Below are 15,566 nucleotides of genomic sequence, written 5' to 3' on the forward strand. Positions count from 1 at the left end.
CATGCCGCACCATGGACATTCTGCTCGTCGCCAGCGCGTTCAACAGCCTGTCCCAGCGGGTCTACGCCGAACTGTCCGACCTCGGCCACCGGGTGGACGTCGTCCTCGCCGGCCAGGGCCCCGACGCCGTCCGCCGCGCCGTGGAGGACCGGCGTCCCGAGCTGATCGTCGCGCCGATGCTCAGGACGGCGCTCCCGGAAGACGTCTGGCGGCGGTACACCTGCCTGATCGTCCACCCGGGACCGCTCGGCGACCGGGGCCCCTCCGCCCTCGACTGGGCCATCGCCGGACAGGCGGACCGGTGGGGGGTGACCGTGCTCCAGGCCGAGGCGGCCATGGACGCGGGCGCGGTCTGGGCGAGCGAGCCGTTCCCGGTGGCACCGGTCGGCAAGAGCGACCTCTACCGCAACGAGGTGGCCGACGCCGCCCTCACCGCCGTCCACCAGGCCGTACGACGGTACGCGGACGGCTCGTACAAGCCGCGGCCGCAGAGCGATCCCGCGATCCACGGCCGGGTCGTCTGGCGGGACGCCTTCCGGCAGGAGCGGCGGCGGATCGACTGGGCGGCCGACGACACCGCGACGGTGCTGCGCAAGCTGTGCGGAGCCGACTCGCAGCCGGGGGTGCTGGACGAACTCCTCGGCCGTGAGGTGTTCCTGCACGGCGGCCATCTTGAGGACCGGCTCCGCGGGGAACCGGGTGAGCTGCTCGCGACCCGGGCGGGCGGAATCTGCCGGGCCACCCGCGACGGTGCCGTCTGGATCCCCGAGCTGCGCCCGCGCAAGAACTCCGGCGACCCGGCCCCCTTCCGCCGCCCCGCCACCGACGTCCTCACCGCCCCGGACCTCCCGGAGAGCCCCGCCCCGCTCGAACCGCCCCCGGACCGGCGCACCTGGACCGACATCCGCTACCGGCAGCACGGCGACGTCGGCCTGGTCACCTTCTCCTTCCCCGGCGGCGCGATGAGCACCGACCACTGCCGGCGCCTGCTCGCCGCCTACCGGTACGCCCTCGCCCGGCCCACCCGGGTCCTGGTGCTCGGCGGCCGCCGCGACTTCTTCTCCAACGGCATCCACCTCAACGTCATCGAGGCCGCCCCGGATCCCGCCGAGGAGTCCTGGACCAACCTCGGCGCCATGGACGACCTGGTCGAGGCCGTGCTGCGGACCACCGACCGGCTCGTCGTGGCCGCGCTCGGCGGCAACGCGGCGGCCGGCGGCGCCATGCTCGCCCTCGCCGCCGACGAGGTCTGGTGCCGCGCCGGCGCCGTCCTCAACCCGCACTACCGGCGGATGGGCCTGTACGGCTCGGAGTTCTGGACGTACTCGCTGCCCCGCCGCGCCGGCGCGCAGACCGCCCGGCGGCTGACGGAGGAGGCCCAGCCGGTGAGCGCGGCGACGGCCGCCCGGATCGGGCTCGTCGACCGGCTGGTGCCGGTCCCCGCGCAGGGCTTCACCGCCGAGGTCGAGCGACTGGCGGCCGAACTGGCCGGCTCGCCGGACCTCGGCCGCCGCATCGCCGCCAAGGCCGCGGCGCGCCGGGCCGACGAGGAGGAACGGCCGCTCGCCGAGTACCGGAGGGACGAACTCGCCCGCATGCGCGCCCTGTTCTTCGACCCGGACGCCGCCTACCACTCACTGCGCTCCGACTTCGTCCGCAAGGTCCCGGGCGGTGCCCGGTGACGCGGCTGCTGGTGGCGGGCGTCGGCAACATCTTCCTCGGCGACGACGCCTTCGGCCCGGAGGTCGTCCGCGCCCTGGAGCAGCGCCCGCTGCCGCCCGAGGCGCGGGTCCGGGACTTCGGCATCCGGGGCATGGACCTCGCCTACACCCTGCTCGACGGCTGGCCGGTGGTCGTGCTCGTGGACGCGGCCGCACGCGGCGAACGCCCCGGCACCCTCTCCCTCGTCGAGCCGGAACTCCCCGACGGCCGCCCGGCGGCCCCGCCCGAGGCGCACGGCATGGACCCGGCGAAGGTGCTCGCGCTCGCCGCCCACCTCGGCGACGAGCCCCTGCCCCGCGTCCTCGTGCTCGCCTGCGAGCCCGGGGAGCCGCCGCGCGGCGACGAGGACATCGCCCCCGGCCTGAGCGCACCCGTCCGCGACGCGGTCGGCCGGGCCGTCGCCGCCCTGCACACCCTCGTCCCGGCACTGCTCGCCGACCCGCTGGCCACGCCCGCGTTGGCCCGCCCGGAGGAATCCGCGGCCCCCGCCGCGGCCGGTCGCCCGCCGACAGCCGCCACCGGCGCGGAGGATCGCTGAGCGGACGCGCCCCGTCAGGGGCGCGGGGCTGAGCCGACGTGCGGCCACCGCCGCGTGGGCGCGACCAGCCCCCACCGGCCCGCGGCAGACGAACGGCATGACCAGAGCGGAGTCCCCATGTGTCAGTCGGAGGAGGTCGCCCGGGCCGTCCTGGCCAGGAACGACGGCCTGGCCGCAAGCCTGCGCAGCGACCTGGCCGCGCGCGGGGTCGGCGTGGTGAACCTGCTCTCCAGCCCCGGCAGCGGCAAGACCGAGCTGCTCGGCCGGGTGCTGGCCCGGGCGGGGGAGCGGGGCGTCCCCGTCGCCGCCTTCACCGCCGACCTCGCCACCGAGAACGACGCGAGACGGCTCGCCCGTTCGGGAGCGCCGGTGAAGCAGCTGCTGACCGACGGGCTGTGCCACCTGGAAGCCCGGCAGGTCCGCGGCCATCTGGAGGGCTGGCTGCCGCCGGACACCGCGCTGCTGTTCGTGGAGAACGTCGGCAACCTGGTCTGCCCGGCCTCCTACGACCTCGGCGAGCATCTGCGGATCGTGCTGATGGCGGTGACCGAGGGCGAGGACAAGCCCGCGAAATACCCCACCGCCTTCGGCTCCGCGCACCTGGTCGTGCTCACCAAGACCGACCTCGCCGGGCCGGCCGGCTTCGACGAGACCGCCTTCGCCGAGCAGGTGCGGCGGGTCAACCCCGGGGTGGAGATCGTGCGCTCCTGCGCCCGCACCGGCGAGGGCGTCGACACGGTCCTCGACCGGGTGCTCGCCGTACGGGACGGCGACCCCGCGCACCAGCCCCCGCTCGCCCCCCACCCGCACGGCCACGTCCACGCCCCGACCGCCTCGTGACCGCGCCCACCACGACGCCGGCCGTCCGCCGGCGCGTCACGGTCCGCGGGACGGTGCAGGGCGTGGGCTTCCGCCCCTACGTCCACCGCCTGGCCGCCGGCCTGGCGCTCACCGGGTTCGTCGGCAACACGGCGAGCGGGGTGCTCATCGAGGTCGAGGGCGCGGCGGCCGACGTCGAACGGTTCTGCGAGCGGCTCGCCGGTGAGCCGCCGCCGCTGGCCACCGTGACCGCAGTGGGCGTCGAGGAGGTCCCGGCCACCGGGGCCGACGCCGGCTTCACCATCCGCGCCACCGAGCAGTCGGTCCCGGGCCGCACCCACCTCCCGCCCGACACCGCCACCTGCGCCGACTGCCTGCGGGAGCTGGCCGATCCGGCCGACCGCCGGCACCGCCACCCCTTCATCACCTGCACCCACTGCGGGCCCCGCTTCACCATCGCCACCGGCATGCCGTACGACCGCGCCGTCACCACCATGTCCGGCTTCCCCATGTGCCCCGCCTGCACCCGGGAGTACGACGCCCCGGCCGACCGCCGCTTCCACGCCCAGCCGGTGGCCTGCCCGGACTGCGGCCCCCGGCTGCGGCTGGTGCCCGCCGCCGGCAGCGGGGTGAGCGCCGCTCGTGACGGTGAAGCCCTCTCACGGGCACGAGAACTGCTCGCCGCCGGACGGATCGTCGCCGTGAAGGGCATCGGCGGCTACCACCTGGCCTGCGACGCCTCCGCCGCCCGGGCCGTCTACACCCTGCGCACCCGCAAGGCGCGGGGCGACAAGCCGTTCGCGGTGATGTGCGCCGACCTCGCCGAGGCGGAGCGGATCGCCGAGGTCGGGACGGCCGAGCGGGCCGCCCTCACCAGCCCCCGGCGCCCGATCGTCCTGCTCCGCCCCCGCCCCGGCACCCTGCTCGCGCCCGGCGTCTGCCCCGGCAGCCCGCACCTCGGCGTCATGCTGCCGTACACGCCCGTCCACACCCTCCTCTTCGGTCTCCCCGGCGACCCGCCCGGCCCCCGCGTCCTGGTCATGACCAGTGGCAACCGCTCGGGCGAACCCATCGTCACGGACGACGACGAGGCGCTGAACCGGCTGTTCGGACTGGCCGACGCCTGGCTCGCCCACGACCGGCCCATCGCCTCGCCGTGCGACGACTCGCTGCTGCGGGTCCGCGCCGACGGCACCGAGCAGGTCCTGCGCCGCTCCCGCGGCTACGCGCCGCGCCCGCTGCGCCTGCCGGTCCCGGTGCGGCCCGCGCTCGCGGTCGGCGGCGACCTCAAGAACGCGCTGTGCGTCGGGGAGGGCGACCTGGCCTGGTTCGGGCCGCACATCGGCGACATGGGCGACCTGGCCACCCTGGAGGCGGCCTTCCGGGCGGAACGGCACGTGCGCCGGCTGACCGGGGTCCGTCCCGAAATCGTCGCCGCCGACCGCCACCCGGGCTACCACTCGTCCGCCTGGGCCCGCCGCCGGTCCACCCGACTTGCCCTCGGCAAACCGGTGTTCGTCCAGCACCACCACGCCCACATCGCCTCCGCCATGGCCGAGGCAGGCCTCGACGGGAGCACGCCCGTCATCGGCGTCGCCTTCGACGGCACCGGCTACGGCGACGACGGCACCGTGTGGGGCGGCGAGGTACTGGTCGCCGACTACACCCGCTACCGGCGCCTCGCCCACCTCGCCCCGGCCCCGCTGCCCGGTGGGGACGCGGGCGTCGCCAACCCCTGCCGGACGGCACTGGCCAGACTGTGGGCGGCCGGACTGCCCTGGGACGCCGACCTGCCCAGCGTCGCCGCCTGCTCCCGCGAGGAACTCCAGTTGCTGGCACGGCAGTTGCCGAGCCAGGTCGGCTGCGTGGCCACCTCCAGCATGGGGCGCCTCTTCGACGCCGTGTCGTCCCTCGCGGGCGTGTGCCATCGCGCCGGGTACGAGGCCCAGGCCGCCCTGGAGCTGGAGTCGCAGGCCTGTGCGGCCTGGGGCGAGGACCTGGCCGCCTATCCCTTCGGCGACCGTTTCAACCCGGCCCCCGCCCTGCGCGCGATCATCGCCGACCTGCGGCGCGGCACCCCGGTACCGGTGATCGCGGCCCGCTTCCACCGCGGGGTCGCCGAGGCGGTCCTGGACCTCTGCCGCGGCGCACGCCGCGGCACCGGAGTGAACACTGTCGCCCTCACCGGAGGCGTCTTCGCCAACGCGCTCCTCGAGGACGCGAGCGCGGACCTGCTGCACGGCGCCGGATTCACGGTCCTGCGGCACGGCGAAGTCCCGCCGAACGACGGCGGACTGGCGCTCGGGCAACTGGTGGTCGCGGCCCACGGACCACGACCCGACGACCGACGCAAGGCAGTCAGCGACGAGACGGAGTGACCCATGTGTTTGGCAGTGCCCGGCAGAGTCGTGAGCATCGACGACACAGCCGATCCGCTCACCGGCCTGATCGACTTCGGCGGGGTGCAGAAGCAGGCGTGTCTGGAGTACGTGTCGGACGTCGAGGTCGGCGAGTACGTCATCGTCCATGTGGGCTTCGCCCTGCAGCGCCTTGACGAGGAGTCGGCCCTCGCCTCCCTCAAGCTCTTCGAGGAACTGGGGCTTCTCGAGGAGGAGTTCGGGGACGCCTGGCAGCAGGCGGCCCGGCAGGCGGCTCAGCCGGCCGAAGGGAGCGAGACACGGTGAAGTACCTCGACGAGTTCAACGACCCCAAGCTGGCGCGCCGGCTGCTGGACGAGATCCGGGCCACCGCCACCCGCCCCTGGGCACTGATGGAGGTGTGCGGCGGCCAGACCCACTCGATCATCCGGCACGGCATCGACCAACTCCTCCCGGACGAGATCGAGTTGATCCACGGGCCGGGCTGCCCGGTCTGCGTCACCCCGCTGGAGTGCATCGACAAGGCACTGGAGATCGCCGCGCGCCCCGACGTGATCTTCTGCTCGTTCGGCGACATGCTCCGCGTCCCCGGCACCGACCGGGACCTGTTCCGGGTCAAGGGCGAGGGCGGCGACCTCCGCGTGGTCTACTCACCGCTCGACGCGCTCCAGCTAGCCCGCCGCCACCCGGACAAGCAGGTGGTGTTCTTCGCCATCGGCTTCGAGACCACCGCACCCGCCAACGCCATGGCCGTCCACCAGGCCAAGCGCCTCGGCCTGGCCAACTTCACCCTGCTGGTCTCCCATGTCCGGGTCCCGCCGGCCATCGAGGCCATCATGACCGCCCCCGCCTGCCGCGTTCAGGGCTTCCTGGCCGCCGGACACGTCTGCAGCGTCATGGGCATGGCCGAGTACCCCGAACTCGCCGAACGGCACCGGGTCCCCGTCGTCGTCACCGGCTTCGAACCGCTCGACATCCTGGAGGGCATCCGCCGCACGGTCCGCCAACTGGAGCGCGGCGAACACCGGGTGGAGAACGCCTACGCCCGCGCCGTGCGCGCCGACGGCAACCCGGCCGCCATCCGCATGATCGAGGAGGTCTTCGAGGTCACCGACCGGAACTGGCGCGGCATCGGCCGCATTCCCGGCAGCGGCTGGCGGCTGAGCGAGGCCTACCGCGCCTTCGACGCCGAGCACCGCTTCGACGTCACCGGCATCCGCACCGAGGAACCCGCCGAGTGCCGCGCCGGCGAAGTCCTGCAGGGGCTCATCAAGCCCACCGACTGCGCGGCCTTCGGCACCACCTGCACCCCGCGCACCCCGCTCGGCGCCACCATGGTCTCCAGCGAGGGCGCCTGCGCCGCCTACTACCTCTACCGCCGGATGTCCGAACCGGCGCTCCCGCACGAGGAGATGAACCCCGTTGGCTGAGCAGACCGTCGTCGACCCCGCGAACTGGAGCTGCCCGGCGCCGATCCGCGACCGGCCGGTCGTGGTCATGGGCCACGGCGGAGGCGGTGCCCTCTCCGCCGAACTGATCGAGCAGATCTTCGCCCCCGCCTACGGCAACGCCCTCCTCGCCGGGATGACCGACTCCGCCGTCCTCCACCTCGGCGGCGCCCGCCTCGCGCTCTCCACCGACTCCTACGTCGTACGGCCGCTGTTCTTCCCCGGCGGCTGCCTCGGCGACCTCGCCGTCAACGGCACCGTCAACGACCTGGCGATGAGCGGCGCCCGGCCCGCCTACCTCTCCGCCGCCTTCGTCCTGGAGGAGGGCGTCGAGCTGACCGTCGTCGAACGCATCGCGCGGGCCATGGGGGCGGCGGCCGAGACGGCCGGCGTCACCATCGCCACCGGCGACACCAAGGTGGTCGAGAGCGGCCACGGGGACGGGGTGTACGTCACCACCGCCGGCGTCGGCCTGGTCCCCGAGCGCGTCGACATCCGGCCGCAGCGGGCCCGGCCCGGCGACGCCGTCATCGTCAGCGGACCGATCGGGCTGCACGGGGTCGCCGTGCTCAGCGTGCGCGAGGGGCTGGAGTTCGGTGTCGAGATCGCCAGCGACACCGCGCCGCTGGCCGACCTGGTCGCGACCATGCTGGACGTCACCCCCGACATCCACGTCCTGCGCGACCCGACCCGCGGCGGCCTGGCCGCCTCCCTGAACGAGATCGCCCGTGCCTCGGGAACAGGCGTACGGCTCGCCGAGCGCGCCCTGCCGGTGCCGGACGCGGTCGCCAACGCCTGCGGCTTCCTCGGCCTGGACCCGCTCTACGTCGCCAACGAGGGCAGGCTCGTGGCCTTCGTCCCGCCGGCCGACGCCGACGCGGTGGTGGAGGCGATGCGCGCCCATCCGCAGGGGGCCGGCGCCACCCGGATCGGGGAGTGCGTGACCGAACACCCCGGAATGGTGGTGGTGGCGACCGGACTCGGCGGCACCCGGGTCGTGGACCTCCCGCTCGGAGAGCAACTGCCCCGTATCTGCTGACGGTATCGCTCGACGACAGGCGATGACCCCGCCGGTGCCCGGGCTGTCCCGGGCACCGGCCGGGGTCATTCGACCGCGGTGATCTCCAGCTCCCGGCCGCTGCGCAGCTCGGTGGAGGGCCGGTCGCAGCGCGGGCACCAGAAGAACGGCGGCATGCCCACCGCGAACTCCTCGGCGCACGGCCCGCACCAGGCGCGCGCGGTCACCTGCTCGACGACGAGCCGGGCCCCGGCGAGGGCGGTGCCGTCGCGGGCCACCTCGAAGGCGAAGTCCAGGGCGTCGGGGACGACCCCGGACAGTTCGCCGACCCGGACGGTCACCGCACGGACGTGGTCCGCGCCGTCCGCCCGGGCCCATTCGTCGGCCTGCTCGACGATCGCGGTCGCGATCGACAGTTCGTGCACGACCGGCTCACGGATACCGGTGACCGGCGCGCAGCCCGCCGGCGATCCGCCAGATCCTCATCTCGCGCATCATGCTGGGGATCTCGGTGACGAACAGCGCCAGCAGCAGCGCGCCCACCACGGCGACCTCGGCGGTCAGCACGCGCTGGGCCGCCGTACCTGTTCTCTTGCGTTGCATCTTCATGTGGTCCATTCGGTTCATGCGGGGGACTCCCTGTCGCTCTGGGTCATCCGGGCGGGATGTTCGGCATCACGTCCAGCAGCACGTCGTGCCGCTTCCAGTGGATGTTGGTCGAGCGCCGCGCGTCGGCGGTGCCGTCCGGGTGGTGTCCTGTCTGCTTCGTGTACGGGCCCCGGTTGCCCTGGTGCATGCCGGGCACGTGGGACGGTGTGTCGGGCCGGGCCTGGGCGCGGCCGACTCGGATGCTGCCCATGGGGTGCTCCTTCCTGTGTTGCCGTTCCTCGAGGCCGCTCGGCTCAAGGCCGCTCGGTGAGCTCCTCGAAGAAACGCTCCACGGCCGGCCACATCCGGCCACCGCCGGACAGGCCGCGCCACTCCCGGCGGACGACGGCGAGCATGCGGAAGCAGTCGTCGACCGGGACGATCCAGTGGTGGTCGAGGCCGTGCACCGTGTTGACCAGCAGTGCCTCGACATCGGGGGTCATGCCGGCCAGCGGCGGGCAGCCGGCGACCGCCCGCTGCCAGGCCGCCGCCTCCACCTCCCAGCGCATGGCCCCCGCCGGGCTCGGACCCTCCGCGGTGACCGAGCCGTCCGCGCGCGGCACGAAGAAGACCAGGCCGACCGGGACCCCGAGAGCCGCGGTGTCGACCTTCGGGAGGCGGACCCGGCGGGTGGGGATCAGCCGGAACCGGCCGTCGCCGTCGCCGGTGCCCTGCCGGGTGTCGGCGAACAGCACCGAGCAGGCGCGGCAGGCGCAGCGGACCTCGGCCTGCCCGGTGTCGTACAGATGCGGATGGTCTCCGGCCAGCGGCTCGGCGCACAGGTCGCACACCTCCGCCCCGGCCGCCGGCTGCCGGTCGGCCGAGGAACGGATGAGGCGGGCCAGGGCTCCTTCGGCGGTCACCGGGCCTCCTGTGGCCGGCGCAGGGAGTCCAGGGGGACGAAGGCGGGCGCCGGGGCCTCGGGCACCGGCTGCACGTCGGCCAGCTCGGGAGCCGCGGCGAGCACCGCCTCGCGGACGGCGTCGGTCACCTCCGTGGTACCTCCGCCGCACCCCGAGCCGCAACCGCCGCCCGTGGCCAGCCGCACCCGGCCCACCTCGCCCTCCACACCGGCCCACTCGACGTCACCGCCGCGTTCCCGCACGGCGGGGCGCAGCCGCTCGACCGCCCGGGCGGCCCGGCGCTCGGGCGCGTCCGGGTGGATGTCGTGCAGGACCATGAGGTGGTCGAGCAGCTCGTCGTCGGCGAGCCGCTCGGCCAGCGGCGCGTCCGCGTGGTCGAGGACCCGGGCGAGCGCCTCGCCGTAGACCTCGGTCAGCAGCCGTACCGCCTCGACGGCCGAGCCGCCGGTCGGCCCCGGAGCGGACTCCAGGCTCTCCAGCAGCCCGTCGAGCCGGGCCAGCCGGGACTCGACCGCCGGGCCGTCGAGCCGTCCGTCAGCCATGGTTCGCCCCGTACACCGGCGAGTGCGTGACGCTCAGCGTCTTGCCCTTGCCCGTGTACATGTGGACACCGCACGGCAGACAGGGGTCGAAGCTGCGGACCGTGCGCATGATGTCGACACCCTTGAAGTCGTCCGGGCCGTTCTCCTCGAAGATCGGCTGGCCCATGACGGCGTCCTCGTACGGGCCCGGGGTGCCGAACTTGTCACGCGGGCTGGCGTTCCACGGGGTCGGCGGGTACGGGTGGTAGTTGGCGATCTTCTTGTCCTTGATCACCAGGTGGTGCGAGAGGACCCCGCGCACGGCCTCGTGGAAGCCGCAGCCGATCGCCTCGTCCGGCACCTCGAAGTCCTCGAACACCTTGGTGTCGCCGGACCGGACCAGGCCCATCGCCTCGTCCAGGAACTGCAGGGCCATGGCGGCCGCGTAGGCGACGAAGTAGGGCCGGGCGCGGTCGCGTTCGAGGGTGTTGGACCACTTCGGGATCTTCCACTCCAGCGTCGTCTCCGGCAGGCTCGCACCCTTGGGCAGCGAGATCCGCACGCTGGTGCCGGTGGCCTTGATGTACGGCGTGTCGACGATGCCGTTCAGCGCGGTCGACCAGAGCCGGGCCAGCGGGCCGCCGCCGGTGTCCAGGGCGAGGTGGTCGCCGGTGCGCTGGTCGTACCAGCGGGGGCTCATCACCCAGCTGTAGTTGCCCTCGAAGTCCCGCTTCTGCGGCACCGGGAGGGTCGTCTGGTTCCACGGGTGGCGCATGTCGACGGGGTTGCCGAGCGGGTCGTGGGTGACGAACGGGTCCTCGTTCACCCAGTCCTCGTAGAACGAGCTGCCCAGCATGATCCTGAGGCCCAGGTTGATGTCGACCAGGTTGTTGGTCACCAGCTCGCCGTCGACCACGATGCCCGGGGTGACGTACATGGCCTTGCCCCAGCGGTTCATGTTCTCGTACTTGTAGTCGACGACCTTCGGGTCCTGCCAGGCGCCCCAGCAGCCGAGCAGGATACGGCGCTTGCCGACCTCCTCGTAGCCGGGCAGCGCCTCGTAGAAGAAGTCGAAGACGTCGTCGTTCATGGCGACGGCCTTCTTCACGAAGTCGATGACGTGCATCAGCCGGCTGAGGTAGTCGGTGAACGCGGTCGGCGACGGCATGGTGCCGACACCGCCCGGATAGAGCGTGGAGGGGTGGACGTGCCGGCCCTCCATCAGGCAGAACATCTCGCGGGTCGTCCGGGAGACCTTCAGGGCCTCCTTGTAGACCTCGCCCTCGAAGGGGTTGAAGGCCTTCATGATGTCCGCGATCGTCCGGTAGCCGTGGATGCCACCGCGCGGCGCGTTGGTCTTCTGCGCGCGGGCCAGGACGCTCGGGTTGGTGGCCTTGACCATCTGCTCGCAGAAGTCCACGAAGACCAGGTTGTCCTGGAAGATCGTGTGGTCGAACATGTACTCGGCCGCCTCGCCGAGGTTGACGATGTGCTCGGCCAGCGGCGGCGGCTTCACGCCGTACGCCATCTGCTGGGCGTAGTCGGAGCACGTCGTGTGGTTGTCGCCGCAGATACCGCAGATGCGGGAGGTGATGAACCCGGCGTCGCGCGGGTCCTTCCCCTTCATGAAGACGGAGTAGCCGCGGAAGAGGGAGGACGTGCTGTGGCACTCCACCACCTCCCGGTTGGCGAAGTCGATCTTCGTGTAGATGCCCAGGTTTCCGATGATCCGGGTGATCGGATCCCAGGACATGTCCACGATCTGCGCGGGCTTGCGCCCTTTCTGCCGGGCCTCTGTTGTCATCGGCTCGCTGCCCTTTGCTGTGGGGGAGGGGACTCGGTCGGTGGGGGTGAGGTGTGCCGGGGCGCGTCAGGGGCGCCAGCGCGGGGCGTAGCCGCTGGTGAGCTTGCGCTTGTTGTGGCGCCACTTCGGCTCGTGGTTGACCAGCTCGTTGGTGAAGCCGCGCAGCCGGCGGATGACCGCCCCGTACGGCTTGATCGCGAGCGAGGAGAGGGTGCCGCCGGGCGGCTCGTCCATGAACGGCATGAACGCGTCCGGGAAGCCCGGCATGGTGCAGCCGATGCAGATACCGCCGACGTTGGGGCAGCCGCCGATGCCGGCCATCCAGCCCCGCTTGGGCACGTTGCAGTTCACGACCGGACCCCAGCAGCCCGTCTTGACCAGGCACTTGGGCGAGTTGTAGTCCGCCGCGAAGGTCGCCTGCTCGTAGTAGGCGGCGCGGTCGCAGCCCTCGTGGACGGTGCGGCCGAACAGCCACTGCGGGCGCAGCATGTGGTCCAGCGGCGGCGGGGGAGCGGTGCCGGCGGCGTGGTAGAGCACCCAGACCAGGGTCTCCATGAAGTTCTCCGGTTGCACCGGGCAGCCCGGGATGTTCACCACCGGCAGCCCGCCCTGGGACTTGAAGTCCCAGCCGAGGTAGTCCGCGAGGCCCATGGCACCGGTGGGGTTGCCGGCCATCGCGTGGATGCCGCCGAAGGTGGCGCAGGTGCCGACGGCCACCACCGCCCAGGCCCGGGGCGCCAGTTCGTCGATCCAGTCGTTGAGGGTCTGCGGCTGCCCGGTCTCCGGGTCGTTGCCGAAGGACGTCCAGTAGCCGTCGCCCTCGATGATGTTCTGGTTCGGGACGGAGCCCTCGATGACGAGGATGAACGGCTCCAGCTCGCCCCGCGCGGCCGCCCGGTACGGAGCGAGGAAGTCCTCGCCGCCCAGGCTCGGCGAGAGCACCTTGTTGACCAGGTTGACCTTCGGCATCCCCGGAATCAGGCCCAGGACCAGGTCCTCGATGGAGGGCTGGTCGGCGGCCGTCACCGAGACGGTGTCGCCGTCGCAGCTCATGCCCTCGGAGATCCAGAGGATGGTGATCTCGTCGAACCCCTGGTGTTCGCCGGCGCGGCCGGCTTCGCCGGCGACGGCGGTGGTGCCGTTCTTGCTGGTGCTCATACGCTAGGCCTCCGATGGAGTGGGTCCCGGGGACGGCTCGGCAGCCGCCGCTGGGGCCGGGACGTCGGTGCCCCCGAGCGGCTCGACTTCGTCGGGCCGGAAGTAGTGGAAACGGCCGTACCAGCCGTGCAGTTCGGCTGCCGGGTCGTCGTCCACGGTGACGGCGAGATGGGTGCTGCCGTCCACGTCGTGGAAGACGGCGGCCACGGTCGCGGTCCGGCCGGCCAGGAACATGTCCTGGGCGTCGGCGCCTCTGCCGCGCGGGCGCAGCCGGACCGCGCTGCCGCCGCCGACCCGCACGCCGTCGACGTGGACCGTGTCGGTGGCCGGCGACAGCCCGTCGTCGCCGCCCTCCTGCCACCAGGCGGGGCGCTCGGCGCGGGGGTTCGCGTCGACGCCGGCTTCGCCGGTCGGGCTGAGCGAGCGGATGGCGCCGTGCAGCCGCTCGAAGACCTCCGGCGGCATGGTGTCGACGCGGTCGAGGATCTCGGCGGCCCGCGGGTCGGTGGCCCGGGCCTCCCGCTTCTCCTCGTCCGTCAGCAGCATGGTGCGCAGGGTGAGGATCTCGTCGATCTCACCGGCGTCGTGCAGGTCACCGGGGCTCTCCGGCGCCACCTGCGGATGGTCGGGGAGGATGATCGGCGAGGAGAGCAGCAGGGCGGAGACCGAGCCGTCCTCGGGGGCGGTGGCGGGGGGAGCGCCGCCGAGCACCGGGAAGGTGAAGTCGTTGCGGCAGCTGCGGGCGGCCTCCTGGAGGTCCCGGCCGGGGTCGATCAGGGAGACGAACTCCGCGCCCTCGACGCCGAGGAGGGTGTGGGTGGCGATGAGCGCGTGCCGCAGGGCCCGGTCGCGCGGGGCGTGCGGATCTCCCAGGTGTCCTTCGTTCGTGGTGCGCACCCGGAGCCGGAAGAGGTCCCCGCCGAGCTGCTCGGCCACGAGGACGGTACTCGCCCGCACCTCCGCCCGGCGACGTACGATCCGCCCGGCACCGGAGGGCAGCTCCTCGGTGTCGGTACCGGCAGGCGAGCCCACCGGAAACCCGTGTTCGGCCCCGTCCGGCGCGACCGTGAACTCGGCCTCGCGGGCCACCGCCTCCTCGAAGGTCAGCTGTACGGTCCCGTCGCCGCAGCTCAGCGACTCGACCGGCCGCCCGTCGGCATCCTCGACCTGTTTGTGCTGAAGCTGCAGATACCGCACCCGCAGCCGTAGGACCGCGTCCGGCCTGCGCACTCGCAGCAGGCACTCCGTCTGCTGGTACCAGGAGTCCGCCGAACCCGACACACCCGGCCTGACCGGCCCGTCGGCCTCCGCCCAGTCCCGGGGGAAGAGGACCCCGAACTGCCAGCGGGCACGATTCTTCGGCGAGGACCGCCGATAGGGGTAGAGGAGGTAGCCCTCGTAGAGCACGGCGTCGGCAACGGCACTCATCTGTTCGAAGGTCGGCGCGGGGCGGCCGGAGCCGTCCACCAGGGCAGTGCGGGGCGCTCTGCCGTCGACCAGTCCCTCGGCCATGCAGCCTCCTCGGATCCGTGCGCGCGCCCATACCTTCCACCACGGTCACACCGGTCACGCCCGCTCGCCTCTTCTGGGCGAGCGGGGTTGGGCCGGACGGGGGGTGCCCGGGAGTGAGCGGGATCAGCCGGCGGAGGCGGCCCGGGCGCACCGGGACGGTGTGGGCGGACCGGGAAGCGGACCGAGAAGACGCTGTCGCCGGCCTGGGTCGCGATCGCGTCCCGTACGGGCGTCGGGCCGGGCAGGCTGACGCGAGATCAGGGCGGTGGCGGCCGGGCGCGGTGTCAGGGGGCGACGAAGAGGGCGGGGAAGCGGGGTCCGAGCCAGGGCTTGCGTCCGAAGGCGAAAACCTGGCCGCGGGCCATGGCGAGCCACGGGTTGCGGCGGCCGAGGGCGATGAGCAGGAAGGCGACCGGGTCGATGAGGATCGTGCAGTCCGGGCGGTCCGGCGGTTCCGGTGCCACCTGGACGGAACCCTCGGTGAGGGTGACGCCGAAGGCGCCGCCGCCGCGCAGCCGGATCGTGTAGCGAGCGGTCAGACCGGCGGTGGCCGTGCCGTCCGCCACGGCCGGCATCACCGAGAGCAGGAACGGCAGGCACCATGCGACGCGTTCGGCGTCGATCATGTGCGGGCGGCGCGCCGCACGGGCGAGATCGTAGCCGTGGCCCAGCATGTGGGTGAGCAGGTAGGAGGCGAGAACGGACCGGTCCATCGGCCCGAGCGGGGTGACCGGCGCCGGACCGTCCGCCGCCGCGGCCAGCGCGTCGGCACAGCGCTCCGCCTGCTCGGTGATCATCGCCGCGAGCGGCGCCGCCCGGCGCTCCCCGAACAGGGTCAGCGACTCGGCGTTGGCCGCCGCAAGGCTCTGCGGCGTGCCGTCCCCGTACGGGCGTTCCCGGCCCTGGGCGAGGTCGGCCATCAGCTCGTTGGCCAGCGCCAGATGGGCCGCCGCCTCGCCGACCGTCCACCGCGATCCCGGTACGGCTCCGCTCGTGTCGGCGACGCCGTCGAGTACGGCCGTGATGTCTGCGGCGGTCTGCCGTATCGCCTGCCCGAGCCCTGCGGGCAGTGCCCCGCGGACGTCCTGCCGTGCCGCCTGATCCACGCCGGTCCCCCCTGTTCTGTCGCGCGGTACC

The 15,566-nt window shown here is 73.3% G+C and carries 16 protein-coding genes; 7 read left to right on the forward strand and 9 right to left on the reverse strand.

Features of this window, described 5'->3' with window-relative positions; all coding sequences use genetic code 11:
- Window positions 1-11 precede the first annotated feature (11 nt).
- The 7 genes from ACFY0P_RS06330 (at window position 12) to hypE (ending at window position 7,944) form a co-directional block, all read left to right on the forward strand.
- Window positions 12-1,682 carry a hydrogenase maturation protein gene (locus ACFY0P_RS06330; RefSeq protein ID WP_388907943.1) on the forward strand — a complete coding sequence of 557 codons (1,671 nt, stop codon included), beginning with the start codon at window positions 12-14 and terminating at the stop codon, window positions 1,680-1,682.
- Window positions 1,679-2,260 carry a hydrogenase maturation protease gene (locus ACFY0P_RS06335; protein WP_388907945.1) on the forward strand — a complete coding sequence of 194 codons (582 nt, stop codon included), beginning with the start codon at window positions 1,679-1,681 and terminating at the stop codon, window positions 2,258-2,260. The genes ACFY0P_RS06330 and ACFY0P_RS06335 overlap by 4 nt, the downstream gene beginning before the upstream one ends.
- A gap of 117 nt (window positions 2,261-2,377) precedes the next feature.
- A complete protein-coding gene (gene hypB / locus ACFY0P_RS06340) occupies window positions 2,378-3,100 on the forward strand; it encodes a hydrogenase nickel incorporation protein HypB (RefSeq protein WP_388907947.1) in 723 nt (240 codons plus the stop codon).
- On the forward strand, window positions 3,097-5,457 hold the full coding sequence (gene hypF / locus ACFY0P_RS06345) for a carbamoyltransferase HypF (RefSeq protein WP_388907949.1): 2,361 nt from the start codon (window positions 3,097-3,099) through the stop codon (window positions 5,455-5,457). The genes hypB and hypF overlap by 4 nt, the downstream gene beginning before the upstream one ends.
- 3 nt (window positions 5,458-5,460) lie before the next feature.
- Window positions 5,461-5,763 (forward strand): HypC/HybG/HupF family hydrogenase formation chaperone, encoded by a 303-nt coding sequence (locus ACFY0P_RS06350; RefSeq protein WP_388907951.1) that lies wholly within the window; start codon window positions 5,461-5,463, stop codon window positions 5,761-5,763.
- On the forward strand, window positions 5,760-6,887 hold the full coding sequence (gene hypD, locus ACFY0P_RS06355; RefSeq protein ID WP_388907953.1) for a hydrogenase formation protein HypD: 1,128 nt from the start codon (window positions 5,760-5,762) through the stop codon (window positions 6,885-6,887). The genes ACFY0P_RS06350 and hypD overlap by 4 nt, the downstream gene beginning before the upstream one ends.
- A gap of 67 nt (window positions 6,888-6,954) precedes the next feature.
- The gene (hypE, locus tag ACFY0P_RS06360) at window positions 6,955-7,944 is read left to right on the forward strand and encodes a hydrogenase expression/formation protein HypE (protein ID WP_388908835.1); all 990 of its coding nucleotides are present in this window, start codon (window positions 6,955-6,957) and stop codon (window positions 7,942-7,944) included.
- A 65-nt stretch (window positions 7,945-8,009) separates the two neighbouring features.
- Here the strand turns inward: hypE and hypA are convergent, their stop codons facing one another.
- The 9 genes from hypA to ACFY0P_RS06405 all read right to left on the reverse strand — a co-directional run bounded on the left by hypA (window position 8,010) and on the right by ACFY0P_RS06405 (window position 15,535).
- Entirely contained in the window at window positions 8,010-8,348 is a 339-nt protein-coding gene (gene hypA / locus ACFY0P_RS06365; RefSeq protein ID WP_388907955.1) for a hydrogenase maturation nickel metallochaperone HypA, read from the reverse strand.
- A gap of 7 nt (window positions 8,349-8,355) precedes the next feature.
- Window positions 8,356-8,550, reverse strand: a complete 195-nt coding sequence (locus ACFY0P_RS06370; protein WP_388907957.1) for a hypothetical protein — start codon at window positions 8,548-8,550, stop codon at window positions 8,356-8,358.
- A 25-nt stretch (window positions 8,551-8,575) separates the two neighbouring features.
- A complete protein-coding gene (locus tag ACFY0P_RS06375) occupies window positions 8,576-8,782 on the reverse strand; it encodes a hypothetical protein (RefSeq protein ID WP_093506980.1) in 207 nt (68 codons plus the stop codon).
- A 43-nt stretch (window positions 8,783-8,825) separates the two neighbouring features.
- On the reverse strand, window positions 8,826-9,434 hold the full coding sequence (locus tag ACFY0P_RS06380; RefSeq protein ID WP_388907959.1) for a DUF5947 family protein: 609 nt from the start codon (window positions 9,432-9,434) through the stop codon (window positions 8,826-8,828).
- Window positions 9,431-9,976 carry a NifU family protein gene (locus tag ACFY0P_RS06385; protein ID WP_388907961.1) on the reverse strand — a complete coding sequence of 182 codons (546 nt, stop codon included), beginning with the start codon at window positions 9,974-9,976 and terminating at the stop codon, window positions 9,431-9,433. The genes ACFY0P_RS06380 and ACFY0P_RS06385 overlap by 4 nt, the downstream gene beginning before the upstream one ends.
- Window positions 9,969-11,759 carry a nickel-dependent hydrogenase large subunit gene (locus tag ACFY0P_RS06390; RefSeq protein WP_388907964.1) on the reverse strand — a complete coding sequence of 597 codons (1,791 nt, stop codon included), beginning with the start codon at window positions 11,757-11,759 and terminating at the stop codon, window positions 9,969-9,971. Before ACFY0P_RS06390 ends, ACFY0P_RS06385 begins: the two co-directional genes overlap by 8 nt.
- A gap of 66 nt (window positions 11,760-11,825) precedes the next feature.
- A complete protein-coding gene (locus ACFY0P_RS06395) occupies window positions 11,826-12,917 on the reverse strand; it encodes a hydrogenase expression protein HypE (protein WP_388907967.1) in 1,092 nt (363 codons plus the stop codon).
- A gap of 3 nt (window positions 12,918-12,920) precedes the next feature.
- A complete protein-coding gene (locus tag ACFY0P_RS06400; RefSeq protein ID WP_388907969.1) occupies window positions 12,921-14,429 on the reverse strand; it encodes a hypothetical protein in 1,509 nt (502 codons plus the stop codon).
- A gap of 284 nt (window positions 14,430-14,713) precedes the next feature.
- Entirely contained in the window at window positions 14,714-15,535 is an 822-nt protein-coding gene (locus ACFY0P_RS06405; RefSeq protein ID WP_388907971.1) for a maleylpyruvate isomerase family mycothiol-dependent enzyme, read from the reverse strand.
- Between the last annotated feature and the right edge of the window lie 31 nt (window positions 15,536-15,566).

Origin of the sequence: Streptomyces sp. NPDC001714 (assembly GCF_042892755.1) — a bacterium.
In the GTDB taxonomy this organism is placed as follows: domain Bacteria; phylum Actinomycetota; class Actinomycetes; order Streptomycetales; family Streptomycetaceae; genus Streptomyces.

Coding starts and splice junctions, on each gene's coding strand:
- ACFY0P_RS06385 (WP_388907961.1), bottom strand. CDS start 9,976: ATGGCTGACGGACGGCTCGACGGCCCGGCGGTCGAGTCCCGGCTGGCC.
- ACFY0P_RS06370 (WP_388907957.1), bottom strand. CDS start 8,550: ATGAACCGAATGGACCACATGAAGATGCAACGCAAGAGAACAGGTACG.
- hypE (WP_388908835.1), top strand. CDS start 6,955: ATGGGCCACGGCGGAGGCGGTGCCCTCTCCGCCGAACTGATCGAGCAG.
- ACFY0P_RS06330 (WP_388907943.1), top strand. CDS start 12: ATGGACATTCTGCTCGTCGCCAGCGCGTTCAACAGCCTGTCCCAGCGG.
- ACFY0P_RS06400 (WP_388907969.1), bottom strand. CDS start 14,429: ATGGCCGAGGGACTGGTCGACGGCAGAGCGCCCCGCACTGCCCTGGTG.
- ACFY0P_RS06390 (WP_388907964.1), bottom strand. CDS start 11,759: ATGACAACAGAGGCCCGGCAGAAAGGGCGCAAGCCCGCGCAGATCGTG.
- ACFY0P_RS06350 (WP_388907951.1), top strand. CDS start 5,461: ATGTGTTTGGCAGTGCCCGGCAGAGTCGTGAGCATCGACGACACAGCC.
- ACFY0P_RS06375 (WP_093506980.1), bottom strand. CDS start 8,782: ATGGGCAGCATCCGAGTCGGCCGCGCCCAGGCCCGGCCCGACACACCG.
- hypB (WP_388907947.1), top strand. CDS start 2,378: ATGTGTCAGTCGGAGGAGGTCGCCCGGGCCGTCCTGGCCAGGAACGAC.
- ACFY0P_RS06395 (WP_388907967.1), bottom strand. CDS start 12,917: ATGAGCACCAGCAAGAACGGCACCACCGCCGTCGCCGGCGAAGCCGGC.